The sequence below is a fragment of the Neisseria brasiliensis genome (genome assembly GCF_009671065.1).
GTDB lineage: Bacteria > Pseudomonadota > Gammaproteobacteria > Burkholderiales > Neisseriaceae > Neisseria > Neisseria brasiliensis.
The window spans coordinates 1159940-1184739 of sequence record NZ_CP046027.1 but is presented as its reverse complement, the minus strand read 5'-3'; the positions used below and the strand labels follow the sequence as shown (position 1 = coordinate 1184739).

The 24800-nt window shown below is 47.2% G+C and carries 22 protein-coding genes and 2 pseudogenes; 8 read left to right on the top strand and 16 right to left on the bottom strand.

What is annotated here, in order from left to right:
* Positions 1-19 precede the first annotated feature (19 nt).
* Genes GJV52_RS06060 through GJV52_RS06040 form a run of 5 tightly spaced genes read left to right on the top strand, consistent with a single transcriptional unit; the run spans position 20 to position 7746 of the window.
* Entirely contained in the window at positions 20-841 is an 822-nt protein-coding gene (locus tag GJV52_RS06060) for a TnsA endonuclease N-terminal domain-containing protein (RefSeq protein WP_001029679.1), read from the top strand.
* Positions 828-2936, top strand: a complete 2109-nt coding sequence (locus tag GJV52_RS06055; protein WP_000267723.1) for a DDE-type integrase/transposase/recombinase — start codon at positions 828-830, stop codon at positions 2934-2936. Before GJV52_RS06060 ends, GJV52_RS06055 begins: the two co-directional genes overlap by 14 nt.
* On the top strand, positions 2933-4600 hold the full coding sequence (locus GJV52_RS06050; RefSeq protein ID WP_001276994.1) for an AAA family ATPase: 1668 nt from the start codon (positions 2933-2935) through the stop codon (positions 4598-4600). The genes GJV52_RS06055 and GJV52_RS06050 overlap by 4 nt, the downstream gene beginning before the upstream one ends.
* 2 nt (positions 4601-4602) lie before the next feature.
* Entirely contained in the window at positions 4603-6129 is a 1527-nt protein-coding gene (locus GJV52_RS06045) for a TnsD family Tn7-like transposition protein (protein WP_100562787.1), read from the top strand.
* 30 nt (positions 6130-6159) lie between these two features.
* Positions 6160-7746: a Tn7-like element transposition protein TnsE gene (locus GJV52_RS06040; RefSeq protein WP_456152476.1), complete on the top strand. Its 1587-nt coding sequence runs from the start codon at positions 6160-6162 to the stop codon at positions 7744-7746.
* Between the two features lie 55 nt (positions 7747-7801).
* Here GJV52_RS06040 and GJV52_RS13080 read toward each other — a convergent pair.
* The 9 genes and pseudogenes from GJV52_RS13080 to sat2 all read right to left on the bottom strand — a co-directional run.
* Positions 7802-7954 (bottom strand): annotated as a pseudogene (locus GJV52_RS13080) (IS256 family transposase); the annotation flags it as partial.
* A 22-nt stretch (positions 7955-7976) separates the two neighbouring features.
* Complete coding sequence (locus tag GJV52_RS06035; protein ID WP_001271300.1) at positions 7977-8354, bottom strand: hypothetical protein; 378 nt, start codon at positions 8352-8354, stop codon at positions 7977-7979.
* Between the two features lie 841 nt (positions 8355-9195).
* A complete protein-coding gene (locus GJV52_RS06025; RefSeq protein ID WP_001444089.1) occupies positions 9196-9693 on the bottom strand; it encodes a hypothetical protein in 498 nt (165 codons plus the stop codon).
* Between the two features lie 75 nt (positions 9694-9768).
* Positions 9769-10557, bottom strand: coding sequence for an AadA family aminoglycoside 3''-O-nucleotidyltransferase (locus tag GJV52_RS06020; protein WP_100562814.1), 789 nt, complete (start codon positions 10555-10557; stop codon positions 9769-9771).
* A 117-nt stretch (positions 10558-10674) separates the two neighbouring features.
* Positions 10675-11541: a PSE family carbenicillin-hydrolyzing class A beta-lactamase CARB-2 gene (locus GJV52_RS06015; protein ID WP_001931474.1), complete on the bottom strand. Its 867-nt coding sequence runs from the start codon at positions 11539-11541 to the stop codon at positions 10675-10677.
* Between the two features lie 133 nt (positions 11542-11674).
* Entirely contained in the window at positions 11675-12301 is a 627-nt protein-coding gene (locus GJV52_RS06010; protein WP_100562782.1) for a LysE family translocator, read from the bottom strand.
* An 82-nt stretch (positions 12302-12383) separates the two neighbouring features.
* Positions 12384-13016 carry a type B-2 chloramphenicol O-acetyltransferase CatB2 gene (locus GJV52_RS06005; RefSeq protein ID WP_012477387.1) on the bottom strand — a complete coding sequence of 211 codons (633 nt, stop codon included), beginning with the start codon at positions 13014-13016 and terminating at the stop codon, positions 12384-12386.
* A 94-nt stretch (positions 13017-13110) separates the two neighbouring features.
* Positions 13111-13644 (bottom strand): aminoglycoside nucleotidyltransferase ANT(2'')-Ia, encoded by a 534-nt coding sequence (aadB, locus tag GJV52_RS06000; RefSeq protein ID WP_154212875.1) that lies wholly within the window; start codon positions 13642-13644, stop codon positions 13111-13113.
* 57 nt (positions 13645-13701) lie between these two features.
* The gene (sat2, locus tag GJV52_RS05995) at positions 13702-14226 is read right to left on the bottom strand and encodes a streptothricin N-acetyltransferase Sat2 (RefSeq protein ID WP_000704156.1); all 525 of its coding nucleotides are present in this window, start codon (positions 14224-14226) and stop codon (positions 13702-13704) included.
* A gap of 323 nt (positions 14227-14549) precedes the next feature.
* Between sat2 and intI2 the strand changes: the two are divergent.
* Positions 14550-15527: pseudogene (gene intI2, locus GJV52_RS05990) on the top strand (class 2 integron integrase IntI2).
* Between the two features lie 187 nt (positions 15528-15714).
* On the opposite strand, the gene GJV52_RS05985 reads toward intI2, so the two are convergent.
* The 7 genes from GJV52_RS05985 to GJV52_RS05955 all read right to left on the bottom strand — a co-directional run bounded on the left by GJV52_RS05985 (position 15715) and on the right by GJV52_RS05955 (position 21467).
* Entirely contained in the window at positions 15715-15954 is a 240-nt protein-coding gene (locus GJV52_RS05985; protein WP_001353740.1) for a BrxA family protein, read from the bottom strand.
* A 716-nt stretch (positions 15955-16670) separates the two neighbouring features.
* Complete coding sequence (locus tag GJV52_RS05980; RefSeq protein WP_229436920.1) at positions 16671-17150, bottom strand: DUF819 family protein; 480 nt, start codon at positions 17148-17150, stop codon at positions 16671-16673.
* Complete coding sequence (locus GJV52_RS05975; protein WP_100562780.1) at positions 17134-17580, bottom strand: M15 family metallopeptidase domain-containing protein; 447 nt, start codon at positions 17578-17580, stop codon at positions 17134-17136. The genes GJV52_RS05980 and GJV52_RS05975 overlap by 17 nt, the downstream gene beginning before the upstream one ends.
* 144 nt (positions 17581-17724) lie before the next feature.
* A complete protein-coding gene (gene rarD / locus GJV52_RS05970) occupies positions 17725-18630 on the bottom strand; it encodes an EamA family transporter RarD (RefSeq protein ID WP_095502722.1) in 906 nt (301 codons plus the stop codon).
* 262 nt (positions 18631-18892) lie between these two features.
* A complete protein-coding gene (locus GJV52_RS05965) occupies positions 18893-19159 on the bottom strand; it encodes a DUF3079 domain-containing protein (RefSeq protein ID WP_100562778.1) in 267 nt (88 codons plus the stop codon).
* Positions 19160-19335: 176 nt separating this feature from the next.
* A complete protein-coding gene (gene ftsY, locus GJV52_RS05960; protein ID WP_369832052.1) occupies positions 19336-20727 on the bottom strand; it encodes a signal recognition particle-docking protein FtsY in 1392 nt (463 codons plus the stop codon).
* 512 nt (positions 20728-21239) lie between these two features.
* On the bottom strand, positions 21240-21467 hold the full coding sequence (locus GJV52_RS05955) for a hypothetical protein (protein WP_095502725.1): 228 nt from the start codon (positions 21465-21467) through the stop codon (positions 21240-21242).
* 435 nt (positions 21468-21902) lie between these two features.
* On the opposite strand from GJV52_RS05955, the gene mltA reads away from it, so the two are divergent.
* Together mltA and GJV52_RS05945 are read left to right on the top strand one after the other, a co-directional pair.
* Positions 21903-23228, top strand: a complete 1326-nt coding sequence (gene mltA, locus GJV52_RS05950; RefSeq protein ID WP_095502743.1) for a murein transglycosylase A — start codon at positions 21903-21905, stop codon at positions 23226-23228.
* Between the two features lie 240 nt (positions 23229-23468).
* Positions 23469-24626 carry a JmjC domain-containing protein gene (locus GJV52_RS05945; protein ID WP_407670418.1) on the top strand — a complete coding sequence of 386 codons (1158 nt, stop codon included), beginning with the start codon at positions 23469-23471 and terminating at the stop codon, positions 24624-24626.
* The last annotated feature ends 174 nt before the right edge of the window (positions 24627-24800 follow it).

Below are 24800 nucleotides of genomic sequence, written 5' to 3'. Positions count from 1 at the left end.
AGCATACTGGACTTTTGTTATGGCTAAAGCAAACTCTTCATTTTCTGAAGTGCAAATTGCCCGTCGTATTAAAGAGGGGCGTGGCCAAGGGCATGGTAAAGACTATATTCCATGGCTAACAGTACAAGAAGTTCCTTCTTCAGGTCGTTCCCACCGTATTTATTCTCATAAGACGGGACGAGTCCATCATTTGCTATCTGACTTAGAGCTTGCTGTTTTTCTCAGTCTTGAGTGGGAGAGCAGCGTGCTAGATATACGCGAGCAGTTCCCCTTATTACCTAGTGATACCAGGCAGATTGCAATAGATAGTGGTATTAAGCATCCTGTTATTCGTGGTGTAGATCAGGTTATGTCTACTGATTTTTTAGTGGACTGCAAAGATGGTCCTTTTGAGCAGTTTGCTATTCAAGTCAAACCTGCAGCAGCCTTACAAGACGAGCGTACCTTAGAAAAACTAGAACTAGAGCGTCGCTATTGGCAGCAAAAGCAAATTCCTTGGTTCATTTTTACTGATAAAGAAATAAATCCCGTAGTAAAAGAAAATATTGAATGGCTTTATTCAGTGAAAACAGAAGAAGTTTCTGCGGAGCTTTTAGCACAACTATCCCCATTGGCCCATATCCTGCAAGAAAAAGGAGATGAAAACATTATCAATGTCTGTAAGCAGGTTGATATTGCTTATGATTTGGAGTTAGGCAAAACATTGAGTGAGATACGAGCCTTAACCGCAAATGGTTTTATTAAGTTCAATATTTATAAGTCTTTCAGGGCAAATAAGTGTGCAGATCTCTGTATTAGCCAAGTAGTGAATATGGAGGAGTTGCGCTATGTGGCAAATTAATGAGGTTGTGCTATTTGATAATGATCCGTATCGCATTTTGGCTATAGAGGATGGCCAAGTTGTCTGGATGCAAATAAGCGCTGATAAAGGAGTTCCACAAGCTAGGGCTGAGTTGTTGCTAATGCAGTATTTAGATGAAGGCCGCTTAGTTAGAACTGATGACCCTTATGTACATCTTGATTTAGAAGAGCCGTCTGTAGATTCTGTCAGCTTCCAGAAGCGCGAGGAGGATTATCGAAAAATTCTTCCTATTATTAATAGTAAGGATCGTTTCGACCCTAAAGTCAGAAGCGAACTCGTTGAGCATGTGGTCCAAGAACATAAGGTTACTAAGGCTACAGTTTATAAGTTGTTACGCCGTTACTGGCAGCGTGGTCAAACGCCTAATGCATTAATTCCTGACTACAAAAACAGCGGTGCACCAGGGGAAAGACGTTCAGCGACAGGAACAGCAAAGATTGGCCGAGCCAGAGAATATGGTAAGGGTGAAGGAACCAAGGTAACGCCCGAGATTGAACGCCTTTTTAGGTTGACCATAGAAAAGCACCTGTTAAATCAAAAAGGTACAAAGACCACCGTTGCCTATAGACGATTTGTGGACTTGTTTGCTCAGTATTTTCCTCGCATTCCCCAAGAGGATTACCCAACACTACGTCAGTTTCGTTATTTTTATGATCGAGAATACCCTAAAGCTCAGCGCTTAAAGTCTAGAGTTAAAGCAGGGGTATATAAAAAAGACGTACGACCCTTAAGTAGTACAGCCACTTCTCAGGCGTTAGGCCCTGGGAGTCGTTATGAGATTGATGCCACGATTGCTGATATTTATTTAGTGGATCATCATGATCGCCAAAAAATCATAGGAAGACCAACGCTTTACATTGTGATTGATGTGTTTAGTCGGATGATCACGGGCTTTTATATCGGCTTTGAAAATCCGTCTTATGTGGTGGCGATGCAGGCTTTTGTAAATGCTTGCTCTGACAAAACGGCCATTTGTGCCCAGCATGATATTGAGATTAGTAGCTCAGACTGGCCGTGTGTAGGTTTGCCAGATGTGTTGCTAGCGGACCGTGGCGAATTAATGAGTCATCAGGTCGAAGCCTTAGTTTCTAGTTTTAATGTGCGAGTGGAAAGTGCTCCACCTAGACGTGGCGATGCTAAAGGCATAGTGGAAAGCACTTTTAGAACACTACAAGCCGAGTTTAAGTCCTTTGCACCTGGCATTGTAGAGGGCAGTCGGATCAAAAGCCATGGTGAAACAGACTATAGGTTAGATGCATCTCTGTCGGTATTTGAGTTCACACAAATTATTTTGCGTACGATCTTATTCAGAAATAACCATCTGGTGATGGATAAATACGATCGAGATGCTGATTTTCCTACAGATTTACCGTCTATTCCTGTCCAGCTATGGCAATGGGGTATGCAGCATCGTACAGGTAGTTTAAGGGCTGTGGAGCAAGAGCAGTTGCGAGTAGCGTTACTGCCTCGCCGAAAGGTCTCTATTTCTTCATTTGGCGTTAATTTGTGGGGTTTGTATTACTCGGGGTCAGAGATTCTGCGTGAGGGTTGGTTGCAGCGGAGCACTGATATAGCTAGACCTCAACATTTAGAAGCGGCTTATGACCCAGTGCTGGTTGATACGATTTATTTGTTTCCGCAAGTTGGCAGCCGTGTATTTTGGCGCTGTAATCTGACGGAACGTAGTCGGCAGTTTAAAGGTCTCTCATTTTGGGAGGTTTGGGATATACAAGCACAAGAAAAACACAATAAAGCCAATGCGAAGCAGGATGAGTTAACTAAACGCAGGGAGCTTGAGGCGTTTATTCAGCAAACCATTCAGAAAGCGAATAAGTTAACGCCCAGTACTACTGAGCCCAAATCAACACGCATTAAGCAGATTAAAACTAATAAAAAAGAAGCCGTGACCTCGGAGCGTAAAAAACGTGCGGAGCATTTGAAGCCAAGCTCTTCAGGTGATGAGGCTAAAGTTATTCCTTTCAACGCAGTGGAAGCGGATGATCAAGAAGATTACAGCCTACCCACATACGTGCCTGAATTATTTCAGGATCCACCAGAAAAGGATGAGTCATGAGTGCTACCCGGATTCAAGCAGTTTATCGTGATACGGGGGTAGAGGCTTATCGTGATAATCCTTTTATCGAGGCCTTACCACCATTACAAGAGTCAGTGAATAGTGCTGCATCACTGAAATCCTCTTTACAGCTTACTTCCTCTGACTTGCAAAAGTCCCGTGTTATCAGAGCTCATACCATTTGTCGTATTCCAGATGACTATTTTCAGCCATTAGGTACGCATTTGCTACTAAGTGAGCGTATTTCGGTCATGATTCGAGGTGGCTACGTAGGCAGAAATCCTAAAACAGGAGATTTACAAAAGCATTTACAAAATGGTTATGAGCGTGTTCAAACGGGAGAGTTGGAGACATTTCGCTTTGAGGAGGCACGATCTACGGCACAAAGCTTATTGTTAATTGGTTGTTCTGGTAGTGGGAAGACGACCTCTCTTCATCGTATTCTAGCCACGTATCCTCAGGTGATTTACCATCGTGAACTCAATGTAGAGCAGGTGGTGTATTTGAAAATAGACTGCTCGCATAATGGTTCGCTAAAAGAAATCTGCTTGAATTTTTTCAGAGCGTTGGATCGAGCCTTGGGCTCGAACTATGAGCGTCGTTATGGCTTAAAACGTCATGGTATAGAAACCATGTTGGCTTTGATGTCGCAAATAGCCAATGCACATGCTTTAGGGTTGTTGGTTATTGATGAAATTCAGCATTTAAGCCGCTCTCGTTCGGGTGGATCTCAAGAGATGCTGAACTTTTTTGTGACGATGGTGAATATTATTGGCGTACCAGTGATGTTGATTGGTACCCCTAAAGCACGAGAGATTTTTGAGGCTGATTTGCGGTCTGCACGTAGAGGGGCAGGGTTTGGAGCTATATTCTGGGATCCTATACAACAAACGCAACGTGGAAAGCCCAATCAAGAGTGGATCGCTTTTACGGATAATCTTTGGCAATTACAGCTTTTACAACGCAAAGATGCGCTGTTATCGGATGAGGTCCGTGATGTGTGGTATGAGCTAAGCCAAGGAGTGATGGACATTGTAGTAAAACTTTTTGTACTCGCTCAGCTCCGTGCGCTAGCTTTAGGCAATGAGCGTATTACCGCTGGTTTATTGCGGCAAGTGTATCAAGATGAGTTAAAGCCTGTGCACCCCATGCTAGAGGCATTACGCTCGGGTATCCCAGAACGCATTGCTCGTTATTCTGATCTAGTCGTTCCCGAGATTGATAAACGGTTAATCCAACTTCAGCTAGATATCGCAGCGATACAAGAACAAACACCAGAAGAAAAAGCCCTTCAAGAGTTAGATACCGAAGATCAGCGTCATTTATATCTGATGCTGAAAGAGGATTACGATTCAAGCCTGTTAATTCCCACTATTAAAAAAGCGTTTAGCCAGAATCCAACGATGACAAGACAAAAGTTACTGCCTCTTGTTTTGCAGTGGTTGATGGAAGGCGAAACGGTAGTGTCAGAACTAGAAAAGCCCTCCAAGAGTAAAAAGGTTTCGGCTATAAAGGTAGTCAAGCCCAGCGACTGGGATAGCTTGCCTGATACGGATTTACGTTATATCTATTCACAACGCCAACCTGAAAAAACCATGCATGAACGGTTAAAAGGGAAAGGGGTAATAGTGGATATGGCGAGCTTATTTAAACAAGCAGGTTAGCCATGAGAAACTTTCCTGTTCCGTACTCGAATGAGCTGATTTATAGCACTATTGCACGGGCAGGCGTTTATCAAGGGGTTGTTAGTCCTAAGCAGCTGTTGGATGAGGTGTATGGCAACCGCAAGGTGGTCGCTACCTTAGGTCTGCCCTCGCATTTAGGTGTGATAGCAAGACATCTACATCAAACAGGACGTTACGCTGTTCAGCAGCTTATTTATGAGCATACCTTATTCCCTTTATATGCTCCGTTTGTAGGCAAGGAGCGCCGAGACGAAGCTATTCGGTTAATGGAGTACCAAGCGCAAGGTGCGGTGCATTTAATGCTAGGAGTCGCTGCTTCTAGAGTTAAGAGCGATAACCGCTTTAGATACTGCCCTGATTGCGTTGCTCTTCAGCTAAATAGGTATGGGGAAGCCTTTTGGCAACGAGATTGGTATTTGCCCGCTTTGCCATATTGTCCAAAACACGGTGCTTTAGTCTTCTTTGATAGAGCTGTAGATGATCACCGACATCAATTTTGGGCTTTGGGTCATACTGAGCTGCTTTCAGACTACCCCAAAGACTCCCTATCTCAATTAACAGCACTAGCTGCTTATATAGCCCCTCTGTTAGATGCTCCACGAGCGCAAGAGCTTTCCCCAAGCCTTGAGCAGTGGACGCTGTTTTATCAGCGCTTAGCGCAGGATCTAGGGCTAACCAAAAGCAAGCACATTCGTCATGACTTGGTGGCGGAGAGAGTGAGGCAGACTTTTAGTGATGAGGCACTAGAGAAACTGGATTTAAAGTTGGCAGAGAACAAGGACACGTGTTGGCTGAAAAGTATATTCCGTAAGCATAGAAAAGCCTTTAGTTATTTACAGCATAGTATTGTGTGGCAAGCCTTATTGCCAAAACTAACGGTTATAGAAGCGCTACAGCAGGCAAGTGCTCTTACTGAGCACTCTATAACGACAAGACCTGTTAGCCAGTCTGTGCAACCTAACTCTGAAGATTTATCTGTTAAGCATAAAGACTGGCAGCAACTAGTGCATAAATACCAAGGAATTAAGGCGGCAAGACAGTCTTTAGAGGGTGGGGTGCTATACGCTTGGCTTTACCGACATGACAGGGATTGGCTAGTTCACTGGAATCAACAGCATCAACAAGAGCGTCTGGCACCCGCCCCTAGAGTTGATTGGAACCAAAGAGATCGAATTGCTGTACGACAACTATTAAGAATCATAAAGCGTCTAGATAGTAGCCTTGATCACCCAAGAGCGACATCGAGCTGGCTGTTAAAGCAAACTCCTAACGGAACCTCTCTTGCAAAAAATCTACAGAAACTGCCTTTGGTAGCGCTTTGCTTAAAGCGTTACTCAGAGAGTGTGGAAGATTATCAAATTAGACGGATTAGCCAAGCTTTTATTAAGCTTAAACAGGAAGATGTTGAGCTTAGGCGCTGGCGATTATTAAGAAGTGCAACGTTATCTAAAGAGCGGATAACTGAGGAAGCACAAAGATTCTTGGAAATGGTTTATGGGGAAGAGTGAGTGGTTAGGCTAGCTACATTTAATGACAATGTGCAGGTTGTACATATTGGTCATTTATTCCGTAACTCGGGTCATAAGGAGTGGCGTATTTTTGTTTGGTTTAATCCAATGCAAGAACGGAAATGGACTCGATTTACTCATTTGCCTTTATTAAGTCGAGCTAAGGTGGTTAACAGTACAACAAAGCAAATAAATAAGGCGGATCGTGTGATTGAGTTTGAAGCATCGGATCTTCAACGAGCCAAAATAATCGATTTTCCTAATCTCTCGTCCTTTGCTTCCGTACGCAACAAGGATGGAGCGCAGAGTTCATTTATTTACGAAGCTGAAACACCATATAGCAAGACTCGTTATCACATCCCACAGTTAGAGCTAGCTCGGTCATTATTTTTAATTAACTCCTATTTCTGTCGAAGCTGTTTGAGCAGTACCGCTTTACAGCAAGAGTTCGACGTTCAGTATGAGGTTGAGCGAGATGATTTAGAGATAAGGATCTTACCCAGTTCATCGTTTCCTAAAGGGGCGTTAGAGCAGTCGGCCGTAGTGCAGCTTTTGGTTTGGTTGTTTTCGGATCAAGATGTTATGGATTCGTATGAAAGTATTTTTAGGCACTATCAACAAAATAGAGAAATTAAGAACGGCGTTGAAAGCTGGTGCTTTAGCTTTGACCCTCCGCCCATGCAGGGTTGGAAATTACATGTAAAAGGACGTTCTTCTAACGAGGATAAGGATTATTTAGTTGAGGAAATAGTAGGTTTAGAAATCAACGCTATGCTTCCTAGCACAACAGCTATTAGCCATGCCTCTTTTCAGGAAAAGGAGGCAGGTGATGGTAGTACGCAGCACATAGCGGTTTCAACAGAGTCAGTTGTTGATGATGAGCATCTACAGTTGGACGATGAGGAAACAGCCAATATAGACACAGACACACGAGTCATAGAGGCTGAGCCGACATGGATAAGTTTTAGTAGACCTAGTCGAATTGAAAAATCTCGCAGGGCAAGAAAAAGTAGCCAAACTATTTTAGAAAAAGAAGAAGCAACAACAAGTGAAAATAGTAATTTGGTTAGTACTGATGAGCCACACTTAGGTGGTGTCCTAGCAGCGGCAGATGTGGGTGGGAAGCAGGATGCAACCAATTACAACTCTATTTTTGCTAATCGATTTGCTGCTTTTGATGAGCTACTTTCAATTCTAAAAACTAAATTTGCATGTCGGGTGCTTTTTGAAGAAACCTTGGTTTTGCCAAAAGTTGGGCGTAGCCGATTACATCTGTGTAAAGATGGCTCACCAAGAGTGATTAAAGCCGTTGGGGTGCAACGTAATGGCAGTGAATTTGTATTGCTAGAGGTGGATGCATCGGATGGGGTGAAAATGCTTTCTACCAAAGTGTTGAGTGGCGTTGATAGCGAAACATGGCGGAATGATTTTGAAAAGATACGGCGTGGAGTGGTGAAGAGCTCATTGAATTGGCCAAATAGTTTGTTTGATCAATTATATGGACAAGACGGGCATAGAGGGGTGAATCATCCAAAGGGGTTGGGGGAGCTGCAAGTATCGAGAGAGGATATGGAAGGGTGGGCTGAGAGAGTGGTTAGAGAGCAATTTACGCATTAAAGGAATGACTGAAAGAGCCTGTAAACCCTTTTGTGTAAGTGCTTTTGCCGGTCAGTTAAAGGTGGCCATTTAAACGGTCACCAAATTCGATCATAAAACGGTTCATGGCCGGCTTCCAGTTGCGGATCGGCATCGTCCATTTCTTGGTCGCCGCCTGGATAGCCAGGTACACCACCTTCATCGCTGATTCGTCCGTAGGGAACACCTTGAGTTCATATTAATGGAATTTTCTACAAATAGCCTCCGTGGTTTTGAGGGGGGATTACAGACGATCCATAGTAGTAATCCAATGAGTTCTTGAGCGCGGCGACATGTTTGGACGCCTTGGCAAAAATTAGAGCCTGCTTGAAGTGCAGGCGAGCACGTGCTTGGACGATTGATCCATTCGCGGTCAAAAACTCAATCTTGGATGACAGCGTGTCAGGAAATCCAATATCGAAGTCCCGCCCCGTGTCAAAGTAGGGCATTTCATGATCAAAGGACGAAGCTTCCCAGGCCACTTCCCTAATATTCCAGCCGCTAGAAACAAGATTTCGTACGACTTCATCAACTTTTTTGCTTTCCAACTTGTCACAAAGTGCATAGGCAAGAGCTTTGGCGGCAGACACGTGCGTTTCCTCTTAAACATAGGTCGAACGGATACCCGAGGCAAAGCGGAGCATTAGTCCCAAAGCATCTCCGGTAGATCCGGAGGCTCCATACTGAAGGCATGGCATCTTGGGCATTGATATTTGAAACTTCTCTCTAGATAGCAGGGATTTCTTGGCCTTGCCTCATGCTGATAGCTTGTAAATATCACACGATCCTTAGCCCCACAAAGTGAGCATACTCCGTAGCTTTCATTTATAGAAATCGTCGTTAGATTGTCGCAGCATGTGCACGTTCCGACTATTTGCTCAGGAAGCATCGCCATACCTTGGCCTAGGTAAAGAAGATCAGACTCGTAGCCACATCGGTGGCAACTGAGCTTGTACGCAATGCCCATCTGGTTGTCTCACCTGAATCGTAACGTCAGAGCTATTCATCCATCCATTCGGCATCAATGTATGCCACTAAGCCGACCAGCTGACCGTTTGGACTGAAGTATGTTGCCTGCACCCCACTTGACATCTCATCAATACCACCGCACTGCGCTAGGCGCCGGTCCCACTTGCCCACAGAAGCGTCAGGATCGGCTGAGTTCCCCAAGACCCTTGTGAGCCATGCCTCCTTTAACTCAACCTCTCGAATGATTGCGTCGGCCAGCTCCTCCGCGTTATCTAGTTCGACATAGTCTGGAATTCGGACGTACGTTCTGAACACAGCTGGATACTTACTTGGGCGATTGTCATACATGACATCAACAATGTACCCGTTTGTGTAACCGTCTCTTGGAGGTTCGTATGACACTAGTGGTTCCCCTCAGCTTGCGACTAGATGTTGAGGCCTAACATTTTATTAGAGAGCAGGCTAGTTGCTTAGATACATGATCTTCAGGCCGTTATCTGTCAGGGCAAGCGAAAATTGGCCATTTATGACGACCAATGCCCCGCAGAAGCTCCCATCTTTGCCGCCATAGACGCCGCGCCCCCCTTTTGGGGTGTAGAACATCCTTTTGCCAGATGTGGAAAAGAAGTTCGTTGTCCCATTGTTGGCAATGACGTAGTAGCCGGCGAAAGTGCGAGACCCATTTGCGCTATATATAAGCCTACGATTTCCGTTGCGACTATTGTCGTAATTGGATGAACTATTATCGTAGTTGCTCTCAGAGTTGTCGTAATTTGATGGACTATTGTCGTAATTGCTTATGGAGTTGTCGTAGTTGCTTGGAGAAATGTCGTAGTTGGATGGGGAGTAGTCATAGGGAAGACGAGCTTCATCCACTAAAACAATTGGCAGGTCAGCAAGTGCCTGCCCCGATGCCATCGCAAGTACGAGGCTTAGAACCACCTTCAACAGATCGCGCATAGTCTTCCCCAGCTCTCTAACGCTTGAGTTAAGCCGCGCCGCGAAGCGGCGTCGGCTTGAACGAATTGTTAGACATTATTTGCCGACTACCTTGGTGATCTCGCCTTTCACGTAGTGAACAAATTCTTCCAACTGATCTGCGCGCGAGGCCAAGCGATCTTCTTGTCCAAGATAAGCCTGCCTAGCTTCAAGTATGACGGGCTGATACCGGGCCGGCAGGCGCTCCATTGCCCAGTCGGCAGCGACATCCTTCGGCGCGATTTTGCCGGTTACTGCGCTGTACCAAATGCGGGACAACGTAAGCACTACATTTCGCTCATCGCCAGCCCAGTCGGGCGGCGAGTTCCATAGCGTTAAGGTTTCATTTAGCGCCTCAAATAGATCCTGTTCAGGAACCGGATCAAAGAGTTCCTCCGCCGCTGGACCTACCAAGGCAACGCTATGTTCTCTTGCTTTTGTCAGCAAGATAGCCAGATCAATGTCGATCGTGGCTGGCTCGAAGATACCTGCAAGAATGTCATTGCGCTGCCATTCTCCAAATTGCAGTTCGCGCTTAGCTGGATAACGCCACGGAATGATGTCGTCGTGCACAACAATGGTGACTTCTACAGCGCGGAGAATCTCGCTCTCTCCAGGGGAAGCCGAAGTTTCCAAAAGGTCGCTGATCAAAGCTCGCCGCGTTGTTTCATCAAGCCTTACGGTCACCGTAACCAGCAAATCAATATCACTGTGTGGCTTCAGGCCGCCATCCACTGCGGAGCCGTACAAATGTACGGCCAGCAACGTCGGTTCGAGATGGCGCTCGATGACGCCAACTACCTCTGATAGTTGAGTCGATACTTCGGCGATCACCGCTTCCCTCATGATGTTTAACGCCGCCATAAGTTGCGGCTTTGTAGTTGATTGTTTTGTGGTAGCGTAGCGTTAAGCCACAAAACAAGCGACGGAAAAGCCGTCAACTTGATGGCCTTGTTAGCCTTATCAGCGCGACTGTGATGTATAAACGTCAAAAATTGAATGACCAATTTTAACAATCGCATCATTTCGCTCTGCCATTGAAGCCTGTGTTTGAGCTAGATAGATGCTCACAATAATTGGGGCTTGATGCTCACTCCACACAACTGCTGTAATACTCCGAGCACCAAATCCGCCAGCACCTGAGCGATCCGCAATGTTCCATCCCGCCGGCAATACTGAACGTAGTAAATTACCAGTGACTTGATTGTTCACCATCCAAGACTCTAATTTTTTCTGGTTCATTTCAGATAGCGCGGAACCAAATAAAAATTTATTCAAAGTACTGGCTATTGCCTTAGGAGTTGTCGTATCCCTCAAATCACCGAGCTTACCTTCATTTAAATCAGGCTCAATACGGTCTAGACGAGTCTCTTTGTCCCCAATTTGTCTTAAAAAATCAGTAACGCCTTTGGGGCCACCTACAGCACTTAGGATGATATTTGCCGCAGTATTATCACTTGTAGTCATAGTTGCGAAGCACGCATCATCGAGTGTGATTGCCTGCCCTACTTGCTTTTCTATTACAGGGGAATAGGTCACAAGATCTGCTTTCTTAATCTCGACTGTACTATTGGGATTAACTTTTCCTTGCTCAGCATCATATAGTAATTTAGCGCAAGCTATTGTTTTAAAAGTACTTGTTAACGGGAAGCGCTGATTGCCATTGTAATCCCAATATTCTCCATTTTGAGTATCAAGAACGGAAACACCTATACGAGCAGAAAGAGAAACTTCAATTGCCTTAACGTCTTGTTCAACTTGCTGAAACTTTGAACTACTTGCAAAAACCACGGATGGTATTAAAAGCGAAAATGCCAATAAAAACTTCATGTAAGTAACCCCATAATTTTGATTGTCACACATTTTATATAAAAGCATGAGGCTCCATAATATGGCTAACGCCTAGCTCACAAGAAAAATGCGAGCGCAGCGAGTATTTTGTCCGGTGGAGCTATTTGTTAGGCTATTTCCCATATTCCAATGAAGCCATTTTGATGCCAGTTGATATCAGCGTGATACCTGCTGCCTTATTGATAAGTGTTGTGACCCACGATTGAAGTTGTTGCTTTGCTATGCGATCGCCTAACCGACTGAATACGCTATACACAACAATATCAGCTAATAAGCAAGACGCGCCCATAAGTAGCATTTGAAACAGCACAGGCTTCGACGGATCAATGAACTGTGGAAGTAGCGCTGTAAAATACATAAGCGCTTTCGGGTTAGCTAGCTGGACTACTAATCCTTGTGAGAAGAGTTTTTTTCGAGTGCTTTCTTTTCTTTCTGCCGAAAGCTTAATTACTCCCGATTTGCTGAATAGGGCCGAGATACCAAGATAGAGCAAGTAGGCCACACCGAACCATTTAATCACTGAGAACATTAGGTTGGAAGCAAGTATTAGCGAGGCGATACCTGTAGCCGACAAAGCGAAAAATAAGACATCGGCGCTTGCCACACCAAGCACACCAAAAAATGCTCGCTGAGAGTTATGCGAAGCCCCCTGGGCTGCGACTGTGATTGCAGCCGGACCGGGCACTAAAATTAGCATCACCGTAGTGACAAGAAATATTAAGTAAATGCTTATATCCACTTTTGTTCTCTTTTTAGCCTAACGCCACGCTCACCGGCAAATTAGGAGCGCAGCGAGTAATTTGTCCGTGTGTAGCGTATTGTTAGGCGCTTGTGCCTTGCCAGCGACGATACAGGCTGGCAATGCCAGACGAACAAAGAAAAGGCATTGCTTCCTTGATTTGTTCCAGCGGCCAATCCCACCAAGCCATATCTAAAAGCATAGAAATTTCTTCTTCAGAAAAGCGCTTCCTAATCGACTTTGCAGGGTTTCCCCCCACTATGGTGTAGGGTTCCACGTCTTTGGCAACCAAAGCGCGGCTACCTATCACCGCTCCATGCCCGATCTTGATCCCGGGCATGATCATGGCCTCCGAACCGATCCACACATCACTTCCTATAACTGTGTCGCCAGCCCGCTGGAATGCATCGACTGATTTTGCAAACGCGGGCTCCTCGTTCATGTAGAAGAAAGGGAAAGAAGAGACCCAATCATATCGGTGGCCTTGATTCCCAGCCATAATAAAAGCTGCGCCTGATCCGATGGAGCAGAAGCTGCCGATAATCAGCTGATCAACGTCATCACGGTCTGGTAGAAGGTAGCGAGCACAATCATCAAACGAGTGCCCATGGTAATAGCCGGAATAGTAGCTATACCGCCCTACCTTGATGTTCGGATTCTTCACCTGCTCAGTCAGAAGCTTCCCTTTGAAGGGACTCTCAAAATAATTCGTCATAAAATTTGTACCCGAAAATTCTAGAGCGACTCCACGCGTCGCCTAACACCTGAGTTAAGCCGCGCCGCGAAGCGGCGTCGGCTTGGACGAATTGTTAGGCCGCATATCGCGACCTGAAAGCGGCACGCAAGACCTCAACCTTTTCCGCCCCGAGTGAGGTGCATGCGAGCCTGTAGGACTCTATGTGCTTTGTAGGCCAGTCCACTAGTGGTACTTCATCGGCATAGTAAAAGTAATCCCAGATGATCGCCTCCCAGCTGTTACAACGGACTGGCCGCCCGGCGATGACGCCCTCAGCCGCCTCTGGGCACGAGCCCTGCGGAGCCTCCGCGATTTCATACGCTCCGTCTACCCACCAAGCAGGTTCGCAGTCAAGTAACTCATCCCCGATCTCCGCTAAGAATCCATAGTCCAACTCCTCCGTGACGCGCCCGCCGAGCATTTCAACCATTGCCTCGAGCTCGCCGCGCCTCTCGCCGGGAAACGTCAGATCAATATCATCGTGCTTGCGTGTTACACGCCCTAGCCGTGCATCGATCGCCCAGCCCCCACCGATCCAGAGCCGCAGATTTCGCTCATCTGCCGCAGCTAGAATTTGGTGTATCAATGTGACCTGCGTTGTGTCCATGCGGCCTAACTCCTGAATTAAGCCGCGCCGCGAAGCGGTGTCGGCTTGAATGAATTGTTAGGCGTCATCCTGTGCTCCCGAGAACCAGTACCAGTACATCGCTGTTTCGTTCGAGACTTGAGGTCTAGTTTTATACGTGAACAGGTCAATGCCGCCGAGAGTAAAGCCACATTTTGCGTACAAATTGCAGGCAGGTACATTGTTCGTTTGTGTCTCTAATCGTATGCCAAGGAGCTGTCTGCTTAGTGCCCACTTTTTCGCAAATTCGATGAGACTGTGCGCGACTCCTTTGCCTCGGTGCGTGTGCGACACAACAATGTGTTCGATAGAGGCTAGATCGTTCCATGTTGAGTTGAGTTCAATCTTCCCGACAAGCTCTTGGTCGATGAATGCGCCATAGCAAGCAGAGTCTTCATCAGAGTCATCATCCGAGATGTAATCCTTCCGGTAGGGGCTCACACTTCTGGTAGATAGTTCAAAGCCTTGGTCGGATAGGTGCACATCGAACACTTCACGAACAATGAAATGGTTCTCAGCATCCAATGTTTCCGCCACCTGCTCAGGGATCACCGAAATCTTCATATGACGCCTAACATTTTATTAGTAAGCATGCTCGTTTTGTCACCCGCTGATGCTTACCGTTAATTAATATAATCACTTGTATTATAATAGACTTTCTTTAAAAATACAAGACACTCTGTTATTACAAATCGTGCATGCCGTCTATCCTGCTTGCACGATGCACATTATCTCACCCAAAGAACTCATAACATTTTAATTTATTTAGCATTAAATTAAAACTCTACCGGTAAACAAGCATCTCTAGGCGTAAAAAACAGGCACTTTTTTAAATCCCAGCTAGAATAGGCTGTATAGGCAGACAGTTGCAAGACAAGGAGCGTTTTATGTCTAACAGTCCATTTTTAAATTCTATACGCACGGATATGCGACAAAAAGGTTATGCGCTGAAAACTGAAAAAACTTACCTGCACTGGATTAAGCGTTTTATTCTGTTTCACAAAAAACGTCATCCTCAGACCATGGGCAGTGAAGAGGTCAGGCTGTTTTTATCCAGCTTAGCAAACAGCAGACATGTAGCCATAAACACGCAGAAAATCGCTTTAAATGCCCTAGCTTTTTTGTACAACAGGTTTTTACAACAGCCGTTGGGCGATATTGATTATATCCCTGCAAGCAAGCCTAGACGGCTACCCTCTGTTATCTCTGCAAATGAAGTGCAACGCATTTTGCAGGTTATGGATACTCGCAACCAAGTTATTTTTACGCTGCTGTATGGTGCAGGTTTGCGCATTAATGAATGCTTGCGTTTGCGGGTTAAAGATTTTGATTTTGATAATGGCTGCATCACTGTGCATGACGGTAAGGGTGGGAAAAGCAGAAACAGCCTACTGCCCACGCGCCTAATCCCAGCAATAAAATAACTCATTGAGCAAGCGCGGCTTATTCAGCAAGACGACAACTTACAAGGCGTAGGGCCATCGCTGCCTTTTGCTTTAGATCACAAATACCCTTCTGCTTATCGACAAGCGGCGTGGATGTTTGTCTTTCCCTCCAGCACGCTCTGCAACCACCCGTATAACGGCAAATTATGCCGCCATCATCTGCATGACTCCGTTGCGCGAAAGGCATTGAAGGCAGCCGTACAAAAAGCAGGCATCGTTAGCAAGCGTGTCACTTGTCATACATTTCGTCACTCGTTTGCTACGCATCTATTACAAGCGGGGCGTGATATTCGCACTGTGCAAGAACTCTTAGGGCATAACGATGTTAAGACCACGCAAATCTATACGCATGTGTTGGGTCAGCATTTTGCCGGCACCACCAGTCCTGCGGATGGACTGATGCTACTTATCAATCAGTAAAAGTAGATAAATATCTTTATGTAGCCCTGAGTAGCCCCTGATACTTTTTATGGTGAAAAAGATAAACAATCATAGAGGGGATAAATATGAGCCAGTTCTACCATTGTTCAGATAAGTTTAAGCAAGATACTGTCAATCACAGTGACCATTCATGGTCATTACACTTCCTCCAGTTGCCAGACAATGCCTAACATAAAAACGCAAAAGCCCAAAAGTCAGAGCTTAGGTGTTCTAGGCGTTTTCTAAGCGCTGAAGAAATACGTCTTACCGTAGATTGCGTGCGTTTCTGAAGCACATTTTCCTTATACATGGCTTTATCCCAGGCAGCTTCATCAAGCTCTTGGAGTAACAAGCCAGTAATAATGCGACACTCTCGGGTTTGTAGCGAGCCGCTGGTGAGATCGGAGTTATAGCGGAAAGGGGTCATTTGTAATTATTTGTGGGTGGAGGATAGTTAACTTATTATTGTAGTTGGAAGAGGCTGCTTTCCAAACATTAGCACCTCGTAATGCTTGTTACTGTATATTAATTTATGCTCTTAGCGCATGTTAATGGGCTATTACAATGCATAATGTCCACATCAAGATAACTGTGGCTTAACACCTGTACAAGCGAAAAAAATCAATCACCTGTCCGGAAATACGGGATCACTGTAAAGTGTTGGTGAGGCAGTCTAGGAGGGGGATTTAATTTGGGATACTGATGAAAGGATTATGATCAGTTGGATATAGGATCGTACTAAGCTGAGCGGCAGGTTAGCTAGATTAGTTAACCAGATAAGTGAAATCTAGTTCCAAACTATTTTGTCATTTTTAATTTTCGTATTAGCTTACGACGCTACACCCAGTTCCCATCTATTTTGTCACTCTTCCCTAAATAATCCTTAAAAACTCCATTTCCACCCCTCCCAGTTCCCAACTATTTTGTCCGCCCACAGTAAAACCCCAGATTTGAGTACAGTTCAAAGTTATAGCAGCGCAGAAAGCGCAGACATATCATCAAGATAGGCAAGCTTTCGAGCAGCGCATAACGAAGAAATGTGCCAAAGATGGGGATTTTGCAAAGGTCTCGCCGTCTGAAAAGACACAAAAAAATGCCGTCTGAAAGAGTAAAGTCTTTCAGACGGCATTTTTTATGAATTGCCTACATAGAACTCAACACAGCATAAATCATCGAGCCGATGTAATTGCCGAAAATATAGCCCGCCGTACCAATCACCAAAATCGGGCCCACCAGCGCACGCCAGCCGCGGCCGATGGCCAAAGCTGCCGCCGTGGTGGGGCCACCGATATTGGCATTACAAGCCAACACCACTTCTTCGATGCTGAATTTGAAGAGTTTGCCCGCCGCCAGCGTTACCGCCAAATTGACTACTGCCACGGTTAAGGTAAACACAAACAGCAACGGTGCGTTTTGCAGAATCAGCGGAATCGAAGCCGGCACGCCAATCACCACGAAAAACAAGAAAATGCAGTAAGTGCCCAATTCTTGACTACCATCAAGCTTGGCCATGCTGCGCGGCATTAGCGCAATCACGGCAAAGGTCAGCGTGGTGAGAAGCAGGTATTTGTCGGTCACCAAGCTAATCAGCATTTCCGTGGCGATGTTACTGCCGCTGCCCAACAGTCACGTCCACCGAACCACCGGTCGAATGCGGCGGCGGCATGGTAGCGCGATAAGGGTCGGCCACAAAATCATCCAAAGCCGCTTGGATTTGCGCTTCGGTAAAATCGGGATGGTGCGCCACAATATTGGCACGAAAACTTTCACGCAAAGCCGCCTGCACCGCCAAAGGCCGCCAGCCGTCAAGCACTTCCAAACCATATTCCGCCGGCAAATGCGCCAATGCCTGATGCAGTTTTTCGATAAGGGATGCGCGTAACCACACCGTGTCCACCGCCCCCGCTACACCCATCTCGGCATACACCGGCCGCACACGCAGCCGCGCGGCAGGCCGCAGCATACAGAGCGGCTCGCCGTTGTCACCAATCGGCACAGCCGCAATGCGACACCAATCAAACGCTTGGTAAGGCGTTAAAGCAGTGTGAATCATGAGTTTGACCCCTATCGTAAAATCGTAGAGAACATGATGCGAATGTAAAATAAAAGCCCAACCGAATCAAGCACCCGCCCATGCAAAAGGCCGTCTGAAAAATTTGTAATCTTTCAGACGGCCTGTTCAATTTATGATGGAAACTCACTCAACCCGAGCCTTCTTCTTCGCCAGCACCACGCCAAACAAATACACCGCAATCCCCAGCCACACCCACGCGTAGCCGGTGAATTTTTGCAGGCTGAACGCTTCGCCGAACAAAGTCAGGCCCAAGAAAAACTGCATACTCGGCGACACATATTGAATCATGCCCAAATCACTCATGGAAATGCGCTTGGCTCCGGCGGCAAACAGCAGCAGCGGCAACACCGTCACCACGCCCGACCCAATCAACACCGCCAAGGGCAGCGGCGCCAAGCTGCCGAACACCAAATTGCCCTGCTGCGCCACCCACAACAAATAGCCCAGCGCAAACGGCACCAACACCAGCGTTTCCAAGGTCATGCCGGTGAGCGCATCCAGCGGCGCGAGTTTGCGCAACAGGCTGTACACACCAAAGCTGCCCGCCAACAGCAGCGACACCCACGGAATGTGTCCCGCCGGCACCGCCAGCCACAAAATGCCGACCACCGCCAAAGCAATTGCCAACAGCTGCGTTCGGTTGAGCTTTTCTTTGAAAAACAAAAAGCCGAACAACACATTTACCAACGGCGAAATAAAATAGCCCAAGCTGGCATCGAGAATATGGTTATTGGTAATCGCCCACAGGTAAACCAGCCAATTGAGCGAAATCGCAAACGCGGTACCGACAAAAGTCAGCAGCAATTTGCGGTTGTGCACCGCCTGCCACAGCGTACCGAGCTGTCCTTTGAACACCAGCACCCCCAGCGCAAACACCGCCGACCAGCAAATGCGTTGTGCCAAAATCTGATCTGCGCCGATGGCTGTGCCGGTGATGGGATACCAATAAAGCGGGAAAATGCCCCAAATCAGGTAGCAGCCCAGTGCGTACAACAGGCCTTTGCGGTATTCATCAGGTTGGGTATTCATGAGATGTGTGCGTGTTCAAAACCAAAGAAAACAGGCAGGCATTTTACGCCTACCTTTAAAGAAAAGTACAACAGGCTGAGACCTTTGCAAAATCCCCATCTTTGGTACATTTCTTCGTTATGCGCTGCTCGAAAGCTTGTCTATCTTCATGATATGTCTGCGCTTCCTGCGCTGCTATAACTTTGAACTGTACTCAAACCTGGGGCTTTACAAAGGCCTCAGGCCGTCTGAAAAAATATCTTTCAGACGGCCTTTCAATCTGTTAAACCGTTTTGTTTTTCAACGGCAGCTTGATGTGCGGTTTGGCCGCTTTCGGCGCTTCTTTCAAGCCCAGCTCGATTTGCTGCTCGTCGCTCAGAAGATTGCTCCAGTCGCCGGTTTTATACCAATCGCGACCGTCCAATTCAATCGGGTGCTGAATGCGCTCGCAGCCGTTGCCGCACTGCAAATCGTCTTCCCGACAATATTTGTCGCAGCCCCAGCAAATCCGCTCCGGCGCTTTGGGAAAAATCGGAAACTTCTTGGCCATGTTTGTGTATCCTTGATTGAAATTGTTGTTATGTTTATGAATCGGCATTATAAAGGATTTTCAACGCATATGGTTGTTTTATACGGCTTTTTACGTTTGGCTTTTAAGAAAAGTTAAGGCCGTCTGAACATGGTTTGCACCAAACCTGTTCAGACGGCCTCAATATCATTCAAACATCAATCCAACAATGCATCCACAAATGCCCGCGCGTCAAACGGGCGTAAATCGTCGATGCGTTCGCCCACGCCGATGTAGCGCACCGGAATCGGGCGGTTGCTGGCCAGCGCAGCGAGAATGCCGCCTTTGGCCGTGCCATCGAGCTTGGTCACAATCAGGCCGGTCAAGCCCAAAGCTTCATCGAAGGCTTTCACTTGGTTAACCGCGTTTTGGCCGATGTTGGCATCCAACACGACGATGATTTCGTGCGGCGCATCGGGCATGGCTTTTTGCAGCACGCGTTTTACTTTTTTGATTTCTTCCATCAGGTGCAACTGGGTCGGCAAGCGGCCGGCGGTATCGGCCAGCACAATATCAATACCGCGCGCTTTGGCGGCCTGCACCGCATCGAAACACACCGCCGCCGAATCGCCGGTGGATTGCGAAATCACGGTCACGTTGTTGCGCTCGCCCCATTCCTGCAACTGCTCACGCGCCGCAGCACGGAACGTATCGCCCGCCGCCAATAGCACCGATTTGCCCTGCGATTGGAAATATTTCGCCAGCTTGCCGATAGACGTGGTTTTGCCCGCGCCGTTGATGCCTGCCAACATAATCACAAACGGCTCTTTGCTTTCGGGCAACACCAACGGCTGCTCCAAAGGTTTAATCAAATCGTAAATGGCATCTTTCAACGCACCGCGCAATTCTTCACCGTCTTTCAAGCCTTTCAGGCTGACGCGGTCGCGTACGTCTTTCATCAGATAATTGGTCGCTTCCATGCCCATGTCGCTGGTAATCAGCACGGTTTCCAATTCTTCATACAAATCTTCGTCGATTTTGCCGCCGCCGAACACGCCCGCCAGCGATTTGGCCATTTTATCGCGCGATTTGGTCAAGCCTTGTTTCAGGCGCGAAGCCCAGCTTAATTTGGTTTGCGCTTGGTCTTCTTCTGTCGCAGTTTGCGCAGCTACGGCTGTCGCTGCCGCCACAGTGACCGCTATGCTTTCAGACGGCGTATCTTCAGGTGATTCATCTGCCTTAACTTCTTCAGTTTCAACATTTTCCTGCACCTGAACTGCTTCTGCAGGCTCGGCTTCCGCCGCTTGGTTCTGTGCCGTTTCTGCTTCGGGGAATGTGGTTTCCCAAGTTTGAATTTCCGCCGCTTCCGGCTGATCCGTTGATTCTGCTGATGGCGCGACTTCGATAGCTTCGCCCGCAGCTTCCTGCTCATCGGCAATGGCTTCTGCCTGCTCCGAAGGCACCGAAACCACTTCGGTGCCTTCCGGCACTTGCACATAATCAATCACCACTTTGCCATCGTCGGTTAAAACGATTTCTTCTGTATTCTCGTCTTCAATAGAAACATCATCCGCCACTTCAACTTGCGCCGCGATATGCTCAAATGGCATTTCTGCAGACGCTTCTGCTTCCACTTGAACATCATCAACCAGCGTTTCAGTTGGCGCTTGTTGCGCTAAAATTTCTTCTTCAAATGATTGATTTTCAATAGAATCGACAGCAATTTCTTCGACCGGCGGCGCGGCCTGCGCTTTCTCTGCTGCTTCTTTGGCAAACGCGTTTTCCAGCGCCGCCAGCATCTCTTCTACCGACTGGGTCGGCTCGGTAGCGGCGGTTTGTTCGGCGTGCTGGAGCTCGGGTTTGACCGCTTCTTCGGGAGCGGGGGTTTCCTGTTTTTTGCGGCGGAAGAAATCGAACATGGCGTTTCCTTAAAGTAAAATGCTTGAGAAATAAGGGCTATTGTAGCGTATTTTGTTGAGATGAACAGTATGGCCGCGCATAATCACGTCGGCAAAAATCTTTGCCCTTGTAAATGTTGTGTTCACAATCAAAAGGCCGTCTGAAACAAGCTTGATTCAGACGGCCTAAGCTATATTTTTTTCGCGGCAGAAAGCGTTTCACTTCAAGGCAGAGAAAAATGTTTCAGACGGCCTGTTTCCAACAGCGCCACCAACTCATTTCGGCGGCGGGCGATTTTTTTGCCCGGCAGCAAGCCGATAAATACGGCAATTGCCACGCTAATCCACAACGAAGCATTGGGCAAATCCAAGGCGCGTGCCAGCCATGAAATGCCGCCAAACAGCAGCGTGAAAAACAGCGCCCAACCAATAAAAAACACCAGCGATCTCATCTCGATTCCTCACCTTCAGACGGCCTATTTTATGTATAAAAGGCAATCTAAAAAAACATTCAAAAATTAAAATAATTAATTTAAAACAAATTATTAAATCTTAAAACAACAGGCGGAGGCGGGATAATTCTCAAGCTTCCGAACACCTTTCAGACGGCCTTTATCCCTTTATTTGCAACCCACTCAAGGCTCAACGCAAACGCAAAACATGCCATCATATATTCATTAGCGCGCGCCGTTTGCACGCTCTATTATACCCATCTTCCAGATAAGCGTTGCCAACTTTCAGGCGGCCTAATCCGCAGGTCAGCGGCGATTCTGTGCTAGAATCAAACCCCGCAGGCTCGTGGCTCTTTATGCTGCCATGCCGTTTCTTTGTTTTCCATGCCGTCTGAAACGCGTATTCAGACGGCCTTTAACGACTTGAAAAAAGCCATGAAGAAAACCCTGTTCCGCGCCGCTTTATTGGGCATCACTGCCGCCTTGCTGGCCGCTTGTCCGAGCAAGAGCGTCAAAAAATTACCGACCATAGACCAAACCGTCATCAGCGGCCCCGACCGCCCAACCGGCACACCGCACCCAGTCGGCACCACCTTCACACCGGGCGGCAATGCGTCTTATCTCGCCGTGCCACACAGCGCCATGCCGCAATGGAACGGCCAAGATTTCGTCAAAAGCCTGCAATCGTTCAAACTCGGTTGCGACAGACTGAAAAGCCGTCAAGGCTGGCAAGACGTGTGCGCCCAAGCCGCACAAACTCAGTTGAACCAAGCCGCCGCCAAATCGTTTTTCGAGCGCTATTTCACGCCGTGGCAAGTGAGCGGCAACGGCTCGCAAGCGGGCACCGTTACCGGCTATTATGAGCCAGTATTACACGGCGACATCGTACAGACCAACAAAGCACGTTTCCCGATTTACGGCATTCCGTATGATTTCGTTTCCGTGCCGCTGTCTTCTGCCCAGCGCAACAGCAAGGGCATCGTGCGCGTGCGCCAAACCGGCCAAAACAGCGGCGTGATTGCAGCCAACGGCACCCACACCGCCAACCTGTCGCAATTCCCGATTACCGCCCGCTCGACCTCGATTAAAGGGCGCTTTGTCGGCAACCAATTCATTCCGTATCACACCCGTGCGCAAATCAACGCCGGCGCACTCAACGGCAAAGCGCCGATTTTGGGTTACGCCGATGATCCGGTCGAACTCTTTTTCATGCACATTCAAGGTTCAGGCCGTCTGAAAACCCCGAAAGGCGAATACGTGCGCCTCGGTTTTGCCGATAAAAACGAATATTCTTATGTATCCATCGGCCGCTACATGGCCGACCGCGGCTACCTGACTTTGGGTCAAACCACCATGCAGGGCATCAAAGCCTACATGCAGCAAAACACCCACCGCTTGGCCGAAGTGTTGGGGCAAAACCCGAGCTACATTTTCTTCCGTAAATTGGAAGGCAGCAGCGACCAAGGTCCTGTCGGCGCATTGGGTACGCCACTGATGGGCGAATACGCCGGTGCGATTGACCGCCACTACATCACGCTGGGCGCGCCTTTGTTCGTGGCCACCGCCCACCCGATTACCAACAAAGCGCTCAACCGCCTGATTATGGCGCAAGACACCGGCAGCGCGATTAAAGGCGCGGTGCGCGTGGATTATTTCTGGGGCTACGGCGACGAAGCCGGTAATGTTGCGGGCAAGCAGAAAACCACCGGTTATGTTTGGCAGCTGCTGCCAAACGGCATGGCGCCGGAGTACCGTCCGTAAATCGATTGCAGTATAAAGTAGGCCGTCTGAAATTTCAGACGGCCTTTTATTTAAATATCATTCAAATTCAATTTCTTATAGACTTAACTTTTTGATAGCTTCTTTCAAAAAATTTACATTTACAAACATAAAATATCTTTTTTACCAAAACACATCAGTAATCAATTGACCAATAAAAAAAAACAATAATATACATACACTATAGAAAATAAATATAATCATAATCGAAAGGAATGCAAATTGAATATTGATTTTCAAATGCCGCAAGAAACTTTTTTTCGTGACTACCGTTACCAAAAGCCCTGTCTCTTCAAAAACGCGGTCAGACTGCCTGATAAGGCGGAGGTTTGGCGCGGCATCAACGAAATGTACCAGCGCGCCAACCCTGCCGACGAACTTTTCAAATTCCGCAAAGGCCCGCTGATTCCAAAAGAACATTATGTCGAAGCTTTTGAAGATACCGGACGTATCCGCCACCGCTTCAACAAAGCCGCCGTGTACGAATACCTGAAAGACGGCGCGACTTTGGTGTACAACCGCATCAATAACGAACCGTTTTCAGACGACATCACAAAGCAAGTCGCCCGTTTCGCCCAGGCGCATACCGTGGTCAGCGGCTACCTCGCTTTCGGTGGCGACCCATCCTACAAAAATCATTGGGACACCCGCGACGTATTCGCCGTGCAACTGGTCGGCAAAAAACATTGGAGCCTTTCCGCCCCCAATTTCGAGATGCCGCTCTACATGCAGCAAAGCAAAGACCTGCCGCATATTCCCGAACCCGAAACCACCGATATGGAAGTGGTATTGGAAGCCGGCGACATTCTCTATATCCCGCGCGGCTGGTGGCACAACCCCGTGCCTATGGGCTGCGAAACCTTCCACCTTGCCATCGGCACCTTTCCGCCCAACGGCCACAATTACATGGAATGGCTGATGAACAAAGTGCCCGATATCGTCGGCTTCCGCCACAACCTGCAAAGCTGGGCGCAAGACCAAGGCAGTCTGAAAGAAGCCGCCGAAGCATTCGCCGCCGAGATTACCGATCCCGACAATTACGAAGCCTTTATGCAGCACTTTCTCGGCAACCAGCGCACCGACAGCGGCTTTGCCTTTGAAATCCTCGGCAACCCCCATTCAGACGGCCTGCCTGAAGATGCTTTATTGAGCTTGAATACGGTAGACAATTCGACGATTGAGAAAGGGTATTTGATTGCCAATGGAGTGAAAATTGATCTGGATGACAAAGGGAAAGAGGTTTTCCTTCACCTTCGTTCGACCCAGAAGCCTGTTATGGTAAAACATTTATTAGCGCATAACCAACTAGGAAGAGAGGAGGAAATCAAGAAACTGTTAGAAAGTTTGTTAGCATTAGATATTCTGGAGGTTAGGATTTGAAGGAATAAATATGAAAAAAATTTCCAAGGTTTTAGAAATATTCATTGAATTTATTCAGATATATATATTTTTTGTTTTTGGATTTCTTTTTCTATGGTACATAAAATATGAAAAATTTATTCCGATAGATTCTGAATCTTTTCTTTTACTATCCATTCCGCCAATATTTTATAT

What these genes read in the sequence shown, in the direction of transcription:
- GJV52_RS06060 (WP_001029679.1), top strand. Translation starts at nt 20, where the DNA reads ATGGCTAAAGCAAACTCTTCATTTTCTGAAGTGCAAATTGCCCGTCGT.
- ftsY (WP_369832052.1), bottom strand. Translation starts at nt 20,727, where the DNA reads ATGCCATTTGAGCATATCGCGGCGCAAGTTGAAGTGGCGGATGATGTT.
- GJV52_RS05985 (WP_001353740.1), bottom strand. Translation starts at nt 15,954, where the DNA reads ATGACCCCTTTCCGCTATAACTCCGATCTCACCAGCGGCTCGCTACAA.
- GJV52_RS06015 (WP_001931474.1), bottom strand. Translation starts at nt 11,541, where the DNA reads ATGAAGTTTTTATTGGCATTTTCGCTTTTAATACCATCCGTGGTTTTT.
- mltA (WP_095502743.1), top strand. Translation starts at nt 21,903, where the DNA reads ATGAAGAAAACCCTGTTCCGCGCCGCTTTATTGGGCATCACTGCCGCC.
- GJV52_RS05955 (WP_095502725.1), bottom strand. Translation starts at nt 21,467, where the DNA reads ATGAGATCGCTGGTGTTTTTTATTGGTTGGGCGCTGTTTTTCACGCTG.
- GJV52_RS06025 (WP_001444089.1), bottom strand. Translation starts at nt 9,693, where the DNA reads ATGCGCGATCTGTTGAAGGTGGTTCTAAGCCTCGTACTTGCGATGGCA.
- GJV52_RS06050 (WP_001276994.1), top strand. Translation starts at nt 2,933, where the DNA reads ATGAGTGCTACCCGGATTCAAGCAGTTTATCGTGATACGGGGGTAGAG.
- sat2 (WP_000704156.1), bottom strand. Translation starts at nt 14,226, where the DNA reads ATGAAGATTTCGGTGATCCCTGAGCAGGTGGCGGAAACATTGGATGCT.
- GJV52_RS06020 (WP_100562814.1), bottom strand. Translation starts at nt 10,557, where the DNA reads ATGAGGGAAGCGGTGATCGCCGAAGTATCGACTCAACTATCAGAGGTA.
- rarD (WP_095502722.1), bottom strand. Translation starts at nt 18,630, where the DNA reads ATGAATACCCAACCTGATGAATACCGCAAAGGCCTGTTGTACGCACTG.
- GJV52_RS06005 (WP_012477387.1), bottom strand. Translation starts at nt 13,016, where the DNA reads ATGACGAATTATTTTGAGAGTCCCTTCAAAGGGAAGCTTCTGACTGAG.
- aadB (WP_154212875.1), bottom strand. Translation starts at nt 13,644, where the DNA reads ATGGACACAACGCAGGTCACATTGATACACCAAATTCTAGCTGCGGCA.
- GJV52_RS06045 (WP_100562787.1), top strand. Translation starts at nt 4,603, where the DNA reads ATGAGAAACTTTCCTGTTCCGTACTCGAATGAGCTGATTTATAGCACT.
- GJV52_RS05975 (WP_100562780.1), bottom strand. Translation starts at nt 17,580, where the DNA reads ATGATTCACACTGCTTTAACGCCTTACCAAGCGTTTGATTGGTGTCGC.
- GJV52_RS06055 (WP_000267723.1), top strand. Translation starts at nt 828, where the DNA reads ATGTGGCAAATTAATGAGGTTGTGCTATTTGATAATGATCCGTATCGC.
- GJV52_RS05965 (WP_100562778.1), bottom strand. Translation starts at nt 19,159, where the DNA reads ATGGCCAAGAAGTTTCCGATTTTTCCCAAAGCGCCGGAGCGGATTTGC.